Raw genomic sequence first — 18,420 nt, 5'->3', positions numbered from 1 at the left:
GTGCCCTCTGAGTCACTTCGGACAACAATATAGGGATTTAGACATGCCGTTTGATATTAAAATTGCACCAAACAGGAATCCGCTCGACACGATATCGGACTTTCTGAAGCAGTTGAAAGACTTTTTGGGTCGCTTGTTTGAGACCCCGGTGGAGTTCGGTTTGGAGTATAACTATGACATCCAAACCGAGATCATGACCGCCTTTCAAGAAGAAACCGTCCGGTCATTCGAGACAACACAAACGCAACTTCGTGATGCTGACCCCGAAAAACTCTACGAACACGGTCTGACGGGCCATTCTCTGCACGCGAAGATGACGGGCATCAACGTTATCTCCGACGCCGTGAACCGTCATGCTCTGCGCGCGATCAGGTATCTGCTGTCTCTTGTTAACTCGATCCTCGGTTCAATAGCGTCCATCGCAGGCGCTGCGGGCGCGATCAAAGAGATCAAAGACCTGTTTGAGAGCACAACCGATTTTGTGAAAGGAAAATAAAAGGCGCTTAAAAGCGCCTTTTGGGTTTGTTTACATCACTGATCCAGGAACGACCGCAGCTTGCGCGAACGACTGGGGTGTTTCAGCTTTCTAAGCGCCTTGGCCTCGATCTGGCGAATACGTTCGCGCGTCACGCTGAACTGTTGCCCCACCTCTTCCAGCGTGTGGTCGGTGTTCATGCCTATGCCGAACCGCATGCGCAGCACACGCTCTTCGCGCGGGGTCAGCGAGGCCAGCACCCGCGTTGTCGTTTCCTTGAGGTTTTCCTGAATGGCGCTGTCCAATGGCAGCACGGCATTCTTATCCTCGATGAAATCACCAAGCTGGCTGTCTTCCTCATCGCCAATCGGCGTCTCAAGGCTGATCGGTTCCTTGGCGATCTTCATCACCTTGCGCACTTTCTCAAGCGGCATTTGCAGCTTCTCGGCCAGTTCTTCCGGCGTCGGTTCGCGGCCAATTTCATGCAGCATCTGGCGCCCTGTCCGAACCAGCTTGTTGATCGTTTCGATCATGTGGACCGGAATACGGATCGTGCGCGCTTGGTCGGCGATCGAGCGGGTGATCGCCTGACGGATCCACCACGTCGCATAGGTCGAGAACTTATAGCCGCGGCGGTATTCGAACTTGTCGACCGCTTTCATCAGGCCGATATTGCCTTCCTGAATAAGATCAAGGAATTGCAGGCCGCGGTTCGTGTATTTCTTGGCGATCGAAATAACCAGACGAAGGTTGGCTTCGACCATTTCCTTCTTGGCCTGACGCGCTTCTTTCTCGCCCTTTTGAACCTGTTGCACGATACGGCGGAATTCCGGGATGTCGACGCCGACATATTGACCCACCTGTGCCATATCGGCACGCAGCTGTTCCACTTTGTCGGTCGAGCGTTCGATAAAGCCCTGCCAGGCGCGTCCCGATTGGGCTGCCATGTCTTCCAGCCAAGTCGGGTCCAATTCGCGACCACGATAGGCATCAATGAATTCACGACGGTTGATCCGAGCTTGGTCGGCCAATTTCACCATTGCCGAGTCAATCGACATAATGCGGCGGTTGATGCCGTAAAGCTGGTCGACCAGCGCTTCGATCCGGTTGTTGTGCAGGTGCAGTTCGTTCACCAGAAGCACGATTTCCGAACGCAACTTTTGGTATTCAACCTCGGCCTTCTTCGAGAAACTGTCATCTTCGTTCAGGGTCGCGGACATCCGCAAATCCTGCATTTCAGACAGCTTGTTATAGTCGCGCGCAATCAGTTCAAGCGTTTCCAGAACACGCGGCTTCAACGCGGCCTCCATCGCAGCAAGCGACATGTTGGCGGCTTCATCCTCGTCATCGTCGTCATCGTCGTCCGAAGTGATCGGATTGCCATCCGCGTCGAGCTCTGGATCGGTTTTCTTCTTTTCGTCAGACGATGCCGCCCCTTCCACGCCGGGCGTGGCGGCAACGGTTTCGGTGTCGTCGTCCTCCATCGCATTGCCAAAGGTGGCGTCCAGGTCGATGACATCACGCAGAAGAATGTCTTCGCTCAGAAGTTCGTCGCGCCAGATGGTGATGGCCTGAAATGTCAGAGGACTTTCACATAGGCCCGAAATCATTGTGTTGCGGCCTGCTTCGATCCGCTTTGCGATCGCGATCTCACCTTCGCGGCTCAGAAGTTCGACCGATCCCATTTCGCGCAAGTACATCCGGACGGGGTCGTCGGTGCGGTCCAGCTTTTCGGTTTCGGCGGTGGCAACGGTCACCTCGCGGGCACCCGCCTGCGTCACCAACTCGGTCGAACCTTTTTCTTCTTCTTCCGCTTCTTCATCTTCGATGATGTTGATGCCCATCTCGGACAGCATCGACATCACGTCTTCGATTTGTTCGGAACTCACCTGATCGGGCGGCAACACCTGATTAAGCTGATCGTAGGTGATGTAACCTTTTTCCCGCGCCTCGGCGATCATCTTCTTGACCGCTTTTTGGCTGACGTCGCCCATGGGTAAGTCGTCTTGGTCGTCGTCCTTGCGGTCGTTTGCGGTGTCCTTGGCGGCCATGGGCCCTCCTTGCACTTAGCTTGGCGGAAATGGGGCATCGGCGTCTGCCTGAGTGATGTCCCATCACGTCGGTGATTCGGGTTGACCGAATCATCACCTCGAATCAGTGATTCGCCAACCCATGTATCGCGTATTCTTCGCCTGATCATCCTGAAAAGACCAGAGATCACGGCACTGTTGCTATTTCCCCTTCGTCTTCGTGGGAGAGATTTGCGCTAACAGCTTGTCCAGCGCATCGCGTTCGTCGCGGTTCAAAAGCGTTCCGTTATCGGCAATCTCGTATGTGGCTTTGTCTTCGGACTGGCTGCGCTGCGCCTTGTTGCGCGCCTCGGCTGCCTGTCCCAAGCGCCATGTCACGCCTTCGTCCGGCAGCGTGTCCATATCTTCGGCGGCATCCGCAATCTCGCGCCTCAACCCGCGCGACGCCTCAAGTTTCATGATTTCTTCGTTCAGGCTTGCCCCAACGATATCATTGTCGTCCGGGTGCCGCAGGGCGGGGGTGATCCGCACATGGTTGAGCGCATAGAGTTTTTCAAGGGCGGTCGCGCCTAATCGCTCAACTATAGTCTGTTCTAAGACCTCAGCCCCTTCATGGGCATGACGCAACAACACGCGTTGCAATGCACCATGATCGGGGCCGATCATTTCCAACCGCTCCATCCGGCTTTCAACATGTTCCAACATGTCAGGTCTGCGGATTAGGATCGCCAGGATCACTGCTTCGCGCAACACCTCTTGCGCCTGATCATCGGCGGTTGCCAGCAGGGAAGATTTGGTGGAATGCAGGACCGGCGGCACCGGTGCTGCCCAGCCCCGCCCCTTACCCGGCTTCCACAACCCCCGGTTGCCGCCTTGTGCACCCTGCCCCTTGGGCCGTGACCGGAACAGCTCCCACCGTTTGTCTTTGATTGCTTGCCCGTAATGCGACCGGATCGACGGATCCTGAATGCGCGCAATCGCCGCGCGCAGATCCTTGTCCAGCGCCGCTTTGCGCTCCGGGCTGTCAAACACCTTGCCTTCTGTTTCCCGCCGCCACAGCAGGTCCACCATCGGGATCGCCGCATCAACCAGCGCCTGCATGGCTTCAGCCCCGCTTTCCTTCAGCACATCATCAGGATCTTTGCCTTCGGGCATGATCGCAAAGCGCAGGCTTTGTCCGGCTTCCAGAAGTGGCAGTGCGTTGTCGATGACCCGCATCGCCGCCGCCAGCCCTGCCTTGTCGCCGTCCAACGCGATGATCGGCTCGGGCGCGATGCGCCACAGAAGACGCAATTGGTCTTCGGTGATCGCAGTGCCAAGCGGGGCAACGGTCGCGCCAAACCCTGCTTCGGACAAAGCGATCACGTCCATGTAACCTTCGGCCACGATTAAAGTCTGACCCTTGCCAGCGGCTTCCCGTGCCGGGCCGTGGTTATAAAGGCTGCGCCCCTTATCGAACAGCTCGGTTTCTGGCGAGTTCAGGTATTTCGCGCTTTCCTCGGGGTCCATCGCACGACCGCCAAAGGCAATGGTCCGTCCGCGCGCATCACGGATCGGAAAAAGAATGCGGTTTCGGAACGTGTCGTAAGGTTTACCACCCTTCTGGCTGGGTTTGGCCAGCCCCGCGCCAAGGATCAGATCGTCCTCGACCCCCTTGCCTTTCAGATGGTCCCAAAGACCTTGCCAGGCGTCTGGCGCGAAGCCAATTTCCCACCGCTCAAGCGCGGCATCGCTTAACCCTCTGCGGGCCAGATAGTCGCGTGCAGCCGCCCCCGCACCGGTCTTCAGCATCAGCCGGAAATGACCCACGGCCATTTCCATAACCTCGACCAGTTGCGTGCGCCGGTCGGCTTTCTCTTGCGCCTTGGGGTCACGGGCAGGCATCTGCATCCCGGCCTCACCCGCCAGAATCTCTACCGCTTCCATGAAGCCCACATTCTCGGTCTCACGCACGAAGGAAATCGCGTCGCCCTTCTGATGGCAGCCGAAGCAATAGTAATAACCTTTTCGATCATCCACATGAAAAGAAGCGGTTTTTTCCTGATGGAACGGGCATGGCGCCCACATGTCGCCTTTGGCCTGATTGGATTTTCTCTGGTCCCACATAACCTTGCGCCCGACAACCTGTGACAGGCTCAGACGGTTGCGCAATTCATCAAGGAAACCGGGTGGCAGGGACATGTTCTATATATCGGTGCGACGGGCGCGAGAGTCCAGTGGTCACATGCCTGTTCAAGCGCCGACCGCACCACGCGCCATGTCCCAGTAAATATCCGCTACCGCCTCGCGCGACAGCCGCCCGCCTTCGCGATACCACGTGTTGACCCCGGTCAGCATGGCAATCAGGGCCATCGTGGTCAGACGCACATCCGGGGCCGTGATCACGCCCTCGGCGTGGCCTGCCCGCAGGATCGCCTCAAGCTCGCTTTCATACTTACGTCGCAGGGCTTCGATATCTGCGAAATTCTCATCTGTCAGATTGCGCAGCTCCATGTAGGCAATAAACACGGCATCGGGACGTTCAAGGTGAAACCGAATGTGAAAGCGCGCGAAAGCCTCAAGGCGAGAGAGCGCTCCATCGCCCTTCGGCTCATCACGCCACGCTGCCAGAAGCTCGTCCATATGGGCCTGCATCAGATCATAGAGCAGGCTTTGTTTGTCCTTGGTGTAAAGATACAACGCACCCGCCTGCACGCCGACCTCGGCCGCAATCTGGCGCATCGAGACGGCGGCAAACCCGTGCTGCGCGAACAACGACAGTGCTGCCTCGCGTACCTTCGGGCCGGTGATTTCGCTGTGTGATCCGGTTTTTCTAGCCATGGCTCCTTGATAACTGAACGCTCGTTCAAATCAAACCCCATCCATCCCACGCCGTCTTGCGACGCCCGAGCCACACAGATAAGGTCACGCAAGCCCTCGCGGCACGTTACAGGAGACCCAGATGCCCATGCGCCCGCTTGTCCTTGCAGCACTCCTGCCCTTTTCCGTTGCCGCCTGTGCCAGTGCCCCGGACTTTCCGGCAGGTGACGCCGCCAACGCACCTTTTCCACAAATCGTACCTGTCAGTGAAATACAGGCGCAAGTAGCGACGATGCCGGGTGAGGATGGGATTGACGCCTTAGCTGCCCGTGCCGCCGACCTGCGCGCACGCGCAGACAAGTTACGCGGCACTCCGGTGGTCGATGACGAGACAGAAGGTCAGATGCAGGATGCGCTGACCTCGTCGTAAGCCGACCCAACCGTCACAGAAATTTCCCGGAACCGCGCGCCGGTGGATTGCACCATGCGCGGCCATTGGCTACACGTCGCTGAACAAATTTACAGCCGACGGAGAGCGACATGAGTGACAACAGCCCCCTGCGCACCCCCCTACGCCTTGGGATTGCAGGTCTTGGCACAGTCGGCATGGGCGTGATCAAGATCATTCGGCGCCAAGCTGCCCTGCTGGAAGATCGAGCCGGTCGCCCGGTCACGATCACGGCTGTCTCGGCACGGTCGCGCGACAAGGATCGCGGCGTCGACCTGTCAGACTACGCGTGGGAAGACGACCCCGTCGCACTGGCAAAACGCGATGATGTCGACGTGTTCGTCGAATTGATGGGCGGCCACGAAGGCCCCGCCAAAGACGCTTGTGAAGCGGCGATTGCGGCAGGCAAAGACATCGTCACCGCCAACAAGGCGCTTCTTGCCCATCACGGGCAGGAACTGGCGTTGGCTGCCGAGGCTGCGGGCGTCCGCCTGCGGTACGAGGCCGCCGTCGCGGGTGGTATCCCGATCATCAAAGCTCTGACCGAAGGGTTGGCAGGCAATGAAATCACCCGCGTCATGGGCGTCATGAACGGCACCTGCAACTATATCCTGACCCAGATGCAGGCCACCGGACGCGGTTATAACGCCTTGTTCGAAGAATGTGCCGAGCTGGGCTATCTTGAGGCTGATCCCAACCTTGACGTGGGCGGCATCGACGCGGGCCACAAGCTGGCCATCCTGTCCTCCATCGCCTTTGGCACGCAGGTCAATTTCGACGCGGTCGAGCTTGAAGGCATTCAGCGTATCCAGTTGGAAGACATCGAACACGCCGCCGAAATGGGCTATCGCATCAAACTTTTGGGTGTGGCGCAGATGACGGGTCGCGGGCTGGAACAACGCATGACCCCCTGCCTTGTGCCTGACAGCTCTCCTTTGGGACAGCTTGAAGGCGGCACCAACATGGTCGTGGTCGAGGGCGACGCGATTGAACAAGTTGTGCTACGTGGCCCCGGTGCCGGCGAAGGCCCGACGGCCAGCGCGGTGATGGGCGATGTGATGGACATTGCGCGCGGCTTCAAGCTGGCGACATTTGGGCAACCGGCAACCACGTTGCGTCCGGTGACGGGTGTGAAGGCGATGAAGCCCGCACCGTTCTATCTGCGGATGGTGCTGCTGGACAAACCCGGCGCGTTGGCAAAGGTGACGGCGGTATTGGGCGACGCAGGCATCTCGATTGACCGGATGCGTCAGATCAGCCACGACCAAAAACTGGCCCCCGTGCTGATCGTGACCCACAAATGCACCCGCGACGCGCTGGATACCGCATTGGTCGGGTTGGCCAAGACGAACGTCGTCGAAGGCGAACCGGTCGCCATTCGCATCGAAAAGGTCTAGGCGCACCGATGGATTGGTTCGCCACCATCGACATCTACTGCGAACGCACCGGGCCTGAATTCTGGGCGGAACCGCTGAACGCCCTGTCCAATCTATCGTTCATCTTCGCGGCCATCTGGGGCTGGGTTGAAGCCCAGAAGCGCGGTCGCACAGATGTTGTGACTGTGATCCTGATTGCGTTGGCCACCCTGATCGGCGTGGGCAGCTTTCTGTTTCATACCTTTGCCAATGCTTGGTCCAGTCTGGCCGATGTGATCCCGATCTGGACCTTTGTGGCCCTGTTTGTTCTGGTCGCCATTCACCGGATCGGCGGCATTCGTTCTGGTCGTATTGGGATTGGGCTGGCCATCATGGTCGGGATTGTAGCGATCTTGTTTGCCTTCGGCGGTGATGGCGGTGGAAGCCAGACCAGTGATGCAGCCACCGTATCTCTGGACACACTTGACCAAGAAGCGTCTGCAAATTCTCTCCTGAATGGGTCCGAGCAATATCTGCCTGCTGTTCTGGCGCTGTTGGCCTTTGCGGCACTCAGCCGCCGCAAAGGCCATCCGATTGCGCCTTGGATCGCCGCCGCCACCGGCATCTTCATGGTGTCGTTGACACTGCGCACGCTTGACCTGCATCTGTGCGAGATCTGGCCCCTTGGCACTCATTTTATCTGGCACATCCTGAACGGCGTGATGATCGCGCTTCTGTTCCAGGGACTTATTCGCAGTCCGGTTGCAAAGCCCGGATAAGCATCAAAACCGCACGCAAGTCTCTTGCCCCTGCCCCGCACGGGCACTAAACCCGTGGTCAAACATAGAAAGTAAGGATTGCCCTCATGGCCGATAAAGTCGTTTTCCTGGACCGTATGCTCTCGCTCGGTCTGGCTCGTGTATCTGAAGCCGCCGCCATGGCCAGCGCAAACCTTGTTGGGCGCGGCGATGAAAAAGCTGCCGATCAGGCTGCCGTGAACGCAATGCGCGATCAGCTGAACCTGCTGGACATCCATGGCACCGTGGTGATCGGCGAAGGCGAACGGGACGAAGCCCCGATGCTCTATATCGGGGAAGAGGTCGGAACTGGTGACGGCCCCGCAGTGGACATCGCGCTGGACCCGCTGGAAGGCACGACTTTGACCGCCAAGGACATGCCCAACGCGCTGACCGTCATAGCCATGGCCCCGCGCGGCACGCTGTTGCACGCCCCGGACGTCTATATGGAAAAGCTTGCCATCGGACCGGGCTATCCGAAAGACGTTGTCAGCCTTGATATGTCCCCTGCAGACCGGGTTAAAGCGCTGGCCAAGGCGCGCGGATGCGACATGTCGGACATCACCGTTTGTGTGCTTGAACGCCCACGTCATGAAGAAATGATCGAAGGCATCCGGTCAACCGGCGCGGCGATCCGCCTAATCACCGATGGTGACGTGGCTGGCGTCATCCACTGTGCCGAAGCCGACATAACCGGCATCGACATGTATATGGGCAGCGGCGGTGCACCCGAAGGCGTTCTGGCGGCCTCGGCCCTAAAATGCATGGGCGGGCAGATGTGGGGTCAGTTGACCTTCCGCAACGACGACGAACGCGGACGTGCGGCCAAGGCCGGCATCACCGATCTGGACCGCATCTATACCCGCGATGAAATGGTCACGGCGGATGTGATCTTTGCCGCAACGGGAGTCACCGACGGCTCGATCGTATCGGGGATCAAACGCGAACCGGGCTTTCTGACCACAGAAACCATCCTGATGCGGTCAAAAACAGGTTCGGTGCGCCGGATGATCTATCGCAACCCGGTCGCTGCGAATTGATATGACTTCTGCGCTCATCCTGATCGACATTCAGGAAGGGTTCGATGACCCGTTCTGGGGTGCGCGCAACAACCCGAAGGCCGAAGAAAATGCGGCACGGCTGCTTGACCATTGGCGGGTGCTTTCTGCGCCCGTCTTTCACATTCAACACGTGTCCACGATGCCCGGCAGCCCGCTGAACCCTGACGGCGGACAGTCTGCAATCAAATCCATTGTCGCACCTTGCAGAGATGAGCCGGTGCTGACAAAATCCGTCAATTCGGCCTTTATCGGCACTGATCTTGAAACCCGTTTGCACTCATGCGGTCTGCGTGCTGTGACCATCTGTGGCTTAACCACCCCGCATTGCGTGTCCACCACAACGCGAATGGCCGCCAATCTGGGGTTTGACGTTACGTTGATCCATGACGCCTGTGCAGCCTTTACCACAAACGCCGATACAAGCTGGCGCGCGGGGACAGCGCCCACCGCCGAAGACATTCACCGCGCGGCGCTTGATCAGTTGAGTGGAGAGTTTGCGCGCGTGATCGCCACAAATGAGGCTGTGACGTGAGCGCGTTTCTAGGAGTTGAAGTGTCTGCGACAGGCCGTCGTTGGGTAGGCCCTTCGACCGAAATGACCCGTCAAGCCGAGGCACTGGAGCAACAATCCGGCCTGCCCGGCCCCTTGTGCACTGTGCTGGCGCGGCGCGGAATAGCACCCGAGGAAACAGCCGGTTTTCTGGACCCGACCCTGCGAGATCTGCTGCCGGACCCGCGCAAGCTGAAAGACATGGAAACCGCCGCAACGCGTGTGTTACGTGCACTGGATCAGCATGAGCGGGTTGCGATTTTCGCCGATTACGATGTGGATGGCGCAACCTCGGCCACATTGCTGATCGACTGGTTTCGTTTTTTTGAACGCCATGTCACGCTCTATATTCCCGATCGGATTGATGAAGGTTACGGCCCCAACGTGCCCGCGATGCAGGAACTTGCCCGCGATCATTCGCTGATCATCTGCGTCGATTGCGGCACGTTGAGCTTTGAACCGATCAGCGCTGCCCGCAGCGCGGGTGCCGATGTTGTGGTTCTGGACCACCACCTTGGCGGCGAAACCCTGCCTGACGCCACCGCCTTGGTGAACCCAAACCGACAGGACGAGGCGGATGCGCCCGGATACCTCTGTGCCGCGGGTGTCGTGTTCTTGCTGCTGGTCGAACTGGGTCGCCGTTTGCGGGAAGCCGGTCGTGGCGGGCCTGATCTGATCTCCATGCTGGACCTGGTGGCGCTGGGAACGGTTGCTGATGTGGCACCCCTGACCCAAGCCAACCGCGCCTTCGTACGACAAGGGCTGAAGATCATGGCCCGACGGGCGCGGCCCGGCATGGTAGCGTTGGCCGATGTGGCGGGTCTGAATGAAGCGCCACGCGCCTACCATCTGGGTTATCTGATGGGGCCGCGAGTGAACGCTGGTGGGCGCATCGGAAAGGCTGATCTTGGCGCGCGGCTACTGTCCACCACGGACATAAACGAAGCCCGATCCATCGCGGATAAACTGAATGAACTCAACGCTGAACGACGCGATATTGAAGCGCGCGTTCAAGATGCCGCTATGACCCAAGCGGAAGAACGCGGGTTGGATGCCCCACTGGTCTGGGCTGCGGCCGATGGCTGGCATCCCGGCGTGGTCGGCATCGTCGCCAGTCGTCTGAAAGAAGTCACCAATCGCCCTGCTGTTGTGATTGGTTTTGACGGGAATGACGGCAAAGGATCCGGTCGCTCAGTCACCGGCATTGATCTTGGCGCTGCCATACAACGATTGGCCGCTGATGGATTGATCACCAAAGGGGGTGGGCATACGATGGCCGCCGGTCTTAGCTTGACGCGCGATCAGTTGCACCCTGCGATGGAGCGCCTGTCAGCCCTGCTTGGAAAGCAGGGGGCGGGCGACCTTGGGGTGGCTGATCTGAAAATCGACGGACTTTTGATGCCGTCCGGCGCAACCGTCGACCTGATCGAAAAGCTTGAAGAAGCCGGACCGTTCGGCGCATCAGCCCCCGCCCCCCGCTTCGCATTTCCCGATGTTCAGATCCTGTTTGCCAAACGGGTCGGCCAGAACCACCTGAAAGTCAGCTTTGGCGATGGGATGGGAACCCGTCTTGACGCCATCGCTTTCGGCGCGTTTGACGGCCCACTTGGTTCGATGCTGGAACAACATGCCGGTCAGCGATTTCATCTTGCAGGTCGCATCGAAATCAACCAATGGCAAGGTCGCTCCAGTCCTCAATTGCGGCTGGAAGATGCCGCAAAAGCCTGATTTTCATGGGTCTTCCAGTTTTTTCAAAAAAGCTGAAAAACCCTCTTGCACGGCCCCAACCTTTCTCTTAGAACCCCCTCACCGACAGAGTGGCCCGTTCGTCTATCGGTTAGGACGCCAGGTTTTCAACCTGGAAAGAGGGGTTCGATTCCCCTACGGGCTGCCACTTTTCAATAACTTGTTTTATTCTATCGTTTCTGATGGTTGAACTAATCCGTTCGCCTCGGAAACCGAAGTTCACTACCTTTTGGGTCGGTCGTTCTTACCACTAAGTGATGCCGAAACTGTTCGACACAAAGTCAGGCACAACGACATCCACCCATCCCTCATATCGACACTCAGGCCGGGAAGCCTTCATTATCTGACCCACATTGGTCAACTATATGATCGTCCAAACCGACGGTTGGCTACCCCAGCAAGCTGTCGCGCTGATCCGCCAGACGATCACTCAACTGCCCTGCAACCTCGCGCATAGGCGCAGTCTGGACCGTATCAACATGGTGTGCGACCCATAGCGGTGATCGCAGATGAGGCGCCTTTGTCGACAAGCGGACAAGGTCGCGGTGCAAATCACCAACAAAGCAAGGCAATATTGCCGCTCCTGCCCCCTGTGCGGCCAGCGCTGCCAACGTTAGAAAGCTGTCTGATGCCGTCGTCATCTGGTCGGGGCTGATATTTTCGGCCATCCATGTGCCTGCCACCGATCGGGTTAACGGTCCTGACAATCCAAGCCATTGATCATGAAACGTTTCGGTCGCATAAGCTGCAAAACCGATTTCACAGGCCGCAACCCCGACCAGATCGTCCGCAATCTTCAGTGACGGTCGCACGATGATATGTGCCTGTTCCCGGATCAGATCGAGATGAGTGTTGCTGCTAAGAAGCGTCATGTTCAGGTCTTGGCTGTCCGCTTTGATCGCGCGGGTGATGCGCGGCAAGACCAATGCACATAGCGTGTCGGTCGAGGTAATACGGACCGTTCCTTTCATCGTTCCGCGTTCCCCGCCCCCGGCAAGTCGTGCTACTTCTTGGATCGCAGAAGCGGCGTTCTGGGCTGCGCGAATGATATGCTCTCGATCCGCAAGCACACGATAACCATTCGGCGTCCGCTCAAAGACCGGCAACCCATGCCGGTTTTCAAACGCCGCCAAATGCCGCAGCACGGTCGCATGATTGACACCCAAACGTTTCGCCGCCTGCAACACCGATCCGGTTTCGGCAACCGCGAGGACATAGCGCAGATCGTCCCAATTTTCGTTGTGCATATTTTAACACCCTGCAGCGCAAAAATTCTAACTGTTGCCATATTTTCGAACAGCTATCCTCTCTGCAAGTCTATTCGCAAATTTACAGATAAGGAGCCCAGACATGCGGAAATCATTGATTGCAGGCCTCGCGATTGCCGGTGTGGCCGTCGGTGCCATTGCCTATGCAGATAATCACATCAGTGACGCACAGAAAGAAGCAGCGGTCAAAGCACGTAAAGCCCATATGACGCTTTATGCGTTCAATCTGGGCACTCTGGGCGCAATGGCGAAAGAGGAAATGCCCTATGATGCAGCAGCAGCTACGGCAGCGGCTGACACTATCGCCACGCTGGCCCAACTTCCCCAATCAGGCTATTGGCTACCCGGCACGGACAATCAAAGCATGGAAAAAACCCGTGCTCTGCCGGCGATTTGGGCGGACGGAAGTGACGTCGGCACCAAAGCTGGAGACCTGGTGACAGCAGCGACCGCAATGCAATCAGCGGCTGCTATGGATCTCGATTCATTGAAGGCGGCCATGGGCCCTCTGGGGGCGTCTTGTGGTGGGTGCCACAAAAACTTCCGTCAACCCGACGAATAAAAGCGCGGATCCTTTGATCGCTACATGAAACGTATCGTCTTGATATTATTCATTGTCGGATGCGTGGTCGCCGCCATCGGGTTGGTAATCACGCGTCCGCAACGCTTGCCTGCAGACGCGTTGGCCGGTTTTACACCGGACGCGGACCACGGCAAATTGGTCTATGCAGCGATGGGCTGCGCCAGTTGCCATATGGCACCAGAGTCAGACGACCAGACTCGCCTTCCGGGTGGCAAAGCATTCCTGACCGATTTCGGCACTTTTTTTGCACCCAACATCTCCTCAGATCCTGAGCATGGCATCGGGGATTGGACCGACGAGCAGATCGCCACAGCGATACTCAGGGGCACCTCACCCGACAATCAGCACTATTTTCCGGTCTTTCCATATGGGTCGTATATGCGCGCCGACCCATCTGATGTGGCGGATTTGATCGCACATTTGCGGACCCTTGAGCCGGACCAGACACCCAGCCGCACGCATGATGTCGGTTTTCCCTTCAATATCCGTGCCAGCCTCGGAGGATGGAAACTGCTGTTCACCGACCCCGAATGGGTCATCGCCCAAGACTTGACCGAACAGGAAGAGCGTGGCCGATTGCTTGTCGAGGCAATGGGGCATTGCGGCGAATGTCATACCCCAAGAAACATTTTTGGTGGCATGAAAACCGATGAATGGCTGGCTGGCGCGGCGATCCCTGGCAAAAAGGGCCGCACGCCCGATTTACGTGCGCCATCCCTTGGGTGGAGCGAGGCTGACATCGTGGCCTACCTGAAAACAGGTCTGACCCCGGAATACGATTCTGCTGGGGGCGAGATGGTAGACGTAATCGCGAATACCAGCCAATTGCCGGACAGTGATCTTTCAGCCATCGCGGCGTACCTGCTTCTCATCGATGCCAGTTAGGGGCTCTTGCGCTTTGCTCCTGCGTCAATAACTCATCCTTGATCTCGACCTGCCACCAAACTGACGAAGAGGTGGACTTTGATCAGGCGCCTTTTGCAAATCCATATGCGCTCCACACCACGAGCGACAAGGCAATTAATGGCATGGCGCGCGGGGCAGCGGAGCGGTGTTGGGCACAACGACAAGGAACTTGGCTTTCAGAGCGACATTGGAAAACCCGGTCGCCAGACACTATGCCTGCTGCCGGGTTTGTCTAAATTCGGGACGAAAGATCGTCTGGCAGGCGCGGCCTTTGTCCTTAGACATGTAAAGCGCAAGATCGGCATCAGACACCATCTGTTCGCCCGTGACACAGTCATAATCGGTGCTGCGGGCAATTCCGATGCTGGCCGAAATCTTGCAAGTCTTGCCATCGAATGGAATGGGACGTTCAAGCCGAGAGATGATGCGCCGAGCGATGTTTTCCAACATGTCGGCCTCGGCCAAACGACCAAACAGTATGACAAATTCATCTCCCCCGACCCGTGCAACCATGTCCGAATCCCGCGTCTCATCCCGCAGCACGCTGGCCACTTCGCGCAAGACCGCGTCACCTGCCGCGTGACCTTGGGTGTCATTGACCGCTTTGAAAAAATCGAGATCAATATGCATCAACGAAAACACCCCGCCACGGGCGATCTGTCGATCCAGGTTGATATCAAACGCTCGGCGGTTTTGTAGACCGGTCAATCCGTCGGTCATCGCCTCAACCTGCGCTTCGGCCTTTTCGTCGTGCAAACGATGGGCAAGCTGGGTTGTGGCTTCCATCGCAGCGGTTTTTGCTTCCATCAGGTAGAGCATTTCGACGGTCAGATCAGTTGGCGCAAAGTCGGAACCGGCAAGTTTATAACGCGCGACGGCATCGACCACTGAATATCCGAAGGAAAGATTCATGAGCACCTGATGGCCGCCCGGCAGGACCGAAACTGCGCCAACCATTGTAGTTCCCGACCCATCCTTAAGTCTTAAATAGACTTTTGCATCTCCCATCGCGCGCACATCGTCCATCGACCGCACGACGCGGGGGCGTCGAAGTTCGAACAGGGAAAACGCACTGCGCCCGACAAGCGGCGTGCCAAACACTTTTTCAATTGTAGGCCCCGCATGACTGATCCGGGCTGCACCATCTAAAACCAAATGCATCGGCATCATCTGATCCAGTGTGTGTGGTCCGATGGGGATGGTAACAGCCAGCGTCATGGCACGCCTCCGGCCGCAAGGTGAAATGCGCGTCCGGTGCCGTGGCGCATTTCCAGCAACCGAACCGATATGGTCTCGTCCTGCCCCTTGCGCCCCAGATGTTCCAGATAGGCCAGCGCGCCATAGTCGTCTGCCAGAGCCCGCAGAACTCCCAAAAGTATAAAACCAACGCCTTGCGAGACACCGCGACAGGTGATCAGAAACTCGTCAGCCGTGATCGCATCCAGTTCAATCGCCGGCAAGTCCAGATCCGGGACAGCAAGTTGAGCACGGCCACTCAGGTCTTCAAGGGAATGAAGGAAGTCGGTGTAGTCCACGCCTCCAAAACGCAACAGCCGCCGGACCCGCTCGACCCGTTGATCGGTAACGAGGAAAGTTCCGAAATCTTCCAGCAAAGTGTCGGGTGGTTTGTCCAACTGTCGGGCGGCTTCTGTGACTAAACGGTTCGCCAGATCGATGTCATAACGAAACAGCGGCTCGAAACTGTCATAACCAAGTTCAAGATTGCCAATGATGGAGCGCCATCGACTGGCCCCATAGGTAAAGATAAGGAACCCTTCAAAACACCAGAATATCAAACCATGAATCGTCATATCACACTCGTTTCTGAACTGACTTTAGCAGCCGAGTGTAAACAAAATTGAAACAGCCGATGAGGTAGAAAAATCAGCCTGTAGACCTGTCCAGCCATGCCGGGATGTGCCCGATATCCTCCAGCACGACATCCGCAAACGGGGCAAGCTCGTCTGCGCGTGCCAATCCGGTTAATACAGCGATTGTTTTCATTCCTGCCGCACGTCCTGCATGCAGATCATGCAGGCTGTCCCCCACCATGGCCACACGGTCAGGGGCAACCCCTGTCGCCATTGCAAAAGCCAGGCACGGCCCCGGCGCAGGCTTCACTCCATGGCCGCTGTCATAGCCTGAGATGAAATCGAACTTACCGGTCACCCCAGCGGCGTCCAGATGCGCCCTTGCAGGGCGTTCGGCGTCATTGGTCGCCACACCAATTTTCAGCCCGCGTTGGCGCAGACCGTCAAGATACGGTGCCAGAGCAACCGCCTCGATCTGGGGTGCGACAGCAGCCTCTTCATTAAGAAGTGTTTCCAGTGCTTCCGCCGAATAGGCAACATGTCGCCCAAGGTGCTCGACGATCTGCGAGGGCGTTCCTGCGATCACAACGCTTGTGGGCTGGAAAACCTTCCGGTCCACATCATACCCAATGTCTTTGCCAATAAAACGGGCTTTGCTCAGATCGCCATCCGTGAGGCGCATCAGAACCGCATGTGCCCAGCTTTCCCATGTCGCCTCGAACAGAAACAATGTGCCATCCTTATCGAACAGCAATGCGTCAACGGTCATGTTTGCTCTTTCCGGGAAATCCCCAATATATTGAAGAATATAGATTTTCCGTCATGTCCAATGGATTTGCGCTCCACCGGGAAGTACCTGCCGGGCTATCGCCAAATGTTCATAGGGCAGGCTTAACGCATCGCAAGCCCGGATCACCCAAGCATCATCCATAAGCAGAAAATCCAGCACCGATCCCAGAAAGGCCGCATCCCCTGCGCTTTCTCGCAAAGCATCCTGATCGACCCCGCTCGCGCCCATGAAGACCGGCAACAGCTCTTCGTCTGCGACCAGCCATCCCAAAGCTTTCAGCGCCGTGGTTTCGGCTTTTTCAGGCGTCATTCTTACACTCCTTAACGATTGGAAAGGTTTTCTTAACCAATCTGGCAGCAATATGAACAGACCTTAAACCTAAGCACAATGACAAGGGCGAGTTGACGATATGAGTGAGAGAATCCTAATCGCGGATGACCTTGCGACCAATCGCATCGTTTTGAAGGTCAAGCTGACCGTCGCCTGTTACGAGGTGATTCAGACGGATCGCTGTGACGAGGTCGTAGCACTGGCCAGTGGCACGCAACCGGACCTTATCATTCTTGGTCGTGGGCGCACTGAATGCAGTCTGTCCACCTGTCGTGCGCTCAAGGCTGATCCTGTGCTTGGCTCAATCCCGATCATCATGGTCTCGGATCAAGATGACCAACGCGCCCGGCTAGAAGCGATCATGGCGGGCGCGGATGATGTCTTTTCTAAACCCCTGAATGAAGCCACTTTGATGGCCATGGTGCGTAACCTGATCCGCGCGCGAGGGGCGGATGACGAAGTGATGCGCCGACGCGAGTTGTCGCGTGATTTCGGATGCGCAGAAGCGCCCGCGTTGTTCGCGCGTCATGCGCGGGTTGCCTTGATCGCACCAGATGCAGAAACAGGCATATTCTGGCGGATGCACCTTGCCACCGAGATCCGGCACCGCATTGATATCATGACACAATCTCAGGCACTTGAGGATGTCAGTGCAATGGGAACAGTTCCCGACGCTTTTGTCATCGCCTCGACTCTCAGCAAGACATCTGACGGATTGCGATTGGTTAGCGAACTCAGATCACGCCAAACAACGCGCAATTCGGTTATCGTCGTACAGGATTGCGGCGAAACCCCGTCACCCAGCTCGATGGCGCTTGACCTGGGAGCAAATGCTGTGCTTCGGCCCGGATTTGATGCGCGGGAGTTGGCTTTGCGTCTGACGCGATTGCTGGCGCGGAAGTTCGAAGGCGACGATCTGCGCAAGAGCTTTGATACCAATCTGGCGCTGGCGTTGCGCGATCCGCTGACCGGCTTGCACAACCGTCGTTTTGCCCAAAGCTATCTGGATAGGCTGGAGCGGGAGGCACAGGTGAAAGACCAACCCTATGCCATCATGGTACTGGACCTTGACCGCTTCAAAGCCATCAATGACAAGTTCGGACACCAAGTCGGAGACGAGGTGTTGGTCGAGGTCTCAAAGCGGCTTAAAGCCAATCTGCGCGACATGGATCTGCTGGCACGCTATGGCGGAGAAGAGTTTCTGATCGCCCTGCCCGGCGTCAGCCGCAGGCAAGCCCAAGCGATGGCCGAACGGCTGCGATGTGCGGTCGGCGACCTTCCGATTGTCGCGGACAGATTGCGGGACGGCATCAATGTGACATTGTCGATTGGTGTCGCGGTTTCAAGCGACGCGCCCCGATGCGCGAGTTCGGCCCATGAGTTGCTGGAATTTGCCGATCAGGCGCTATATCGCGCCAAATCAGACGGCCGCAATCAGGTAACGTTCGTGTCGGACGCGGCCTGAGTGTTGT

Annotated in this window: 18 protein-coding genes and 1 tRNA gene; 11 read left to right on the top strand and 8 right to left on the bottom strand. The window is 57.5% G+C overall.

Annotated elements, in window-relative coordinates; translation table 11 throughout:
* Positions 1 to 43 precede the first annotated feature (43 nt).
* On the top strand, positions 44 to 496 hold the full coding sequence (locus MWU51_RS04890) for a hypothetical protein (protein ID WP_247035227.1): 453 nt from the start codon (positions 44 to 46) through the stop codon (positions 494 to 496).
* Positions 497 to 531: 35 nt separating this feature from the next.
* On the opposite strand, the gene rpoD is transcribed toward MWU51_RS04890, so the two are convergent.
* The 3 genes from rpoD to MWU51_RS04875 all read right to left on the bottom strand — a co-directional run bounded on the left by rpoD (position 532) and on the right by MWU51_RS04875 (position 5,325).
* Positions 532 to 2,526 (bottom strand): RNA polymerase sigma factor RpoD, encoded by a 1,995-nt coding sequence (gene rpoD / locus MWU51_RS04885; protein ID WP_247035226.1) that lies wholly within the window; start codon positions 2,524 to 2,526, stop codon positions 532 to 534.
* A gap of 180 nt (positions 2,527 to 2,706) precedes the next feature.
* Positions 2,707 to 4,686: a DNA primase gene (gene dnaG / locus MWU51_RS04880; RefSeq protein ID WP_247035224.1), complete on the bottom strand. Its 1,980-nt coding sequence runs from the start codon at positions 4,684 to 4,686 to the stop codon at positions 2,707 to 2,709.
* Between the two features lie 51 nt (positions 4,687 to 4,737).
* Positions 4,738 to 5,325 (bottom strand): TetR/AcrR family transcriptional regulator, encoded by a 588-nt coding sequence (locus MWU51_RS04875; RefSeq protein WP_247035221.1) that lies wholly within the window; start codon positions 5,323 to 5,325, stop codon positions 4,738 to 4,740.
* Between the two features lie 121 nt (positions 5,326 to 5,446).
* Between MWU51_RS04875 and MWU51_RS04870 the strand changes: the two genes are divergently transcribed.
* The 7 genes from MWU51_RS04870 (at position 5,447) to MWU51_RS04840 (ending at position 11,408) form a co-directional block, all read left to right on the top strand.
* Positions 5,447 to 5,734, top strand: a complete 288-nt coding sequence (locus MWU51_RS04870) for a hypothetical protein (protein ID WP_247035219.1) — start codon at positions 5,447 to 5,449, stop codon at positions 5,732 to 5,734.
* Positions 5,735 to 5,862: 128 nt separating this feature from the next.
* Positions 5,863 to 7,149: a homoserine dehydrogenase gene (locus MWU51_RS04865; protein ID WP_247038712.1), complete on the top strand. Its 1,287-nt coding sequence runs from the start codon at positions 5,863 to 5,865 to the stop codon at positions 7,147 to 7,149.
* 8 nt (positions 7,150 to 7,157) lie between these two features.
* Positions 7,158 to 7,886, top strand: a complete 729-nt coding sequence (locus tag MWU51_RS04860) for a ceramidase domain-containing protein (RefSeq protein WP_247035217.1) — start codon at positions 7,158 to 7,160, stop codon at positions 7,884 to 7,886.
* An 86-nt stretch (positions 7,887 to 7,972) separates the two neighbouring features.
* A complete protein-coding gene (glpX, locus tag MWU51_RS04855) occupies positions 7,973 to 8,944 on the top strand; it encodes a class II fructose-bisphosphatase (protein WP_247035215.1) in 972 nt (323 codons plus the stop codon).
* 1 nt (position 8,945) lies between these two features.
* Positions 8,946 to 9,497: a cysteine hydrolase family protein gene (locus tag MWU51_RS04850; protein ID WP_247035213.1), complete on the top strand. Its 552-nt coding sequence runs from the start codon at positions 8,946 to 8,948 to the stop codon at positions 9,495 to 9,497.
* On the top strand, positions 9,494 to 11,242 hold the full coding sequence (recJ, locus tag MWU51_RS04845) for a single-stranded-DNA-specific exonuclease RecJ (protein WP_247035211.1): 1,749 nt from the start codon (positions 9,494 to 9,496) through the stop codon (positions 11,240 to 11,242). Before MWU51_RS04850 ends, recJ begins: the two co-directional genes overlap by 4 nt.
* A gap of 91 nt (positions 11,243 to 11,333) precedes the next feature.
* Positions 11,334 to 11,408: transfer RNA gene (locus MWU51_RS04840), tRNA-Glu, on the top strand.
* A 241-nt stretch (positions 11,409 to 11,649) separates the two neighbouring features.
* On the opposite strand, the gene MWU51_RS04835 is transcribed toward MWU51_RS04840, so the two are convergent.
* Positions 11,650 to 12,507: a LysR family transcriptional regulator gene (locus MWU51_RS04835; RefSeq protein WP_247035210.1), complete on the bottom strand. Its 858-nt coding sequence runs from the start codon at positions 12,505 to 12,507 to the stop codon at positions 11,650 to 11,652.
* Between the two features lie 103 nt (positions 12,508 to 12,610).
* On the opposite strand from MWU51_RS04835, the gene MWU51_RS04830 reads away from it, so the two are divergent.
* Entirely contained in the window at positions 12,611 to 13,090 is a 480-nt protein-coding gene (locus MWU51_RS04830) for a cytochrome c (RefSeq protein WP_247035209.1), read from the top strand.
* A 24-nt stretch (positions 13,091 to 13,114) separates the two neighbouring features.
* Entirely contained in the window at positions 13,115 to 13,996 is an 882-nt protein-coding gene (locus MWU51_RS04825; RefSeq protein ID WP_247035208.1) for a cytochrome c, read from the top strand.
* Between the two features lie 231 nt (positions 13,997 to 14,227).
* Here MWU51_RS04825 and MWU51_RS04820 read toward each other — a convergent pair whose 3' ends face one another.
* From MWU51_RS04820 to MWU51_RS04805, 4 genes are all read right to left on the bottom strand, one after another.
* On the bottom strand, positions 14,228 to 15,235 hold the full coding sequence (locus MWU51_RS04820; protein WP_247035194.1) for a diguanylate cyclase: 1,008 nt from the start codon (positions 15,233 to 15,235) through the stop codon (positions 14,228 to 14,230).
* Entirely contained in the window at positions 15,232 to 15,828 is a 597-nt protein-coding gene (locus MWU51_RS04815) for a heme NO-binding domain-containing protein (protein ID WP_247035190.1), read from the bottom strand. Before MWU51_RS04815 ends, MWU51_RS04820 begins: the two co-directional genes overlap by 4 nt.
* Positions 15,829 to 15,901: 73 nt before the next feature.
* Positions 15,902 to 16,597, bottom strand: coding sequence for an HAD family hydrolase (locus tag MWU51_RS04810; protein WP_247035189.1), 696 nt, complete (start codon positions 16,595 to 16,597; stop codon positions 15,902 to 15,904).
* Positions 16,598 to 16,648: 51 nt separating this feature from the next.
* A complete protein-coding gene (locus tag MWU51_RS04805) occupies positions 16,649 to 16,927 on the bottom strand; it encodes a DUF3572 domain-containing protein (RefSeq protein ID WP_247035188.1) in 279 nt (92 codons plus the stop codon).
* A gap of 100 nt (positions 16,928 to 17,027) precedes the next feature.
* On the opposite strand from MWU51_RS04805, the gene MWU51_RS04800 reads away from it, so the two are divergent.
* A complete protein-coding gene (locus MWU51_RS04800; RefSeq protein ID WP_247035187.1) occupies positions 17,028 to 18,413 on the top strand; it encodes a diguanylate cyclase in 1,386 nt (461 codons plus the stop codon).
* Positions 18,414 to 18,420 lie beyond the last annotated feature (7 nt).

It is taken from the genome of Aliiroseovarius sp. F47248L (assembly GCF_023016085.1).
GTDB lineage: Bacteria > Pseudomonadota > Alphaproteobacteria > Rhodobacterales > Rhodobacteraceae > Aliiroseovarius.
Note: the sequence above shows the minus strand (reverse complement) of the source record. Positions and strands in the feature narration are given on the sequence as shown.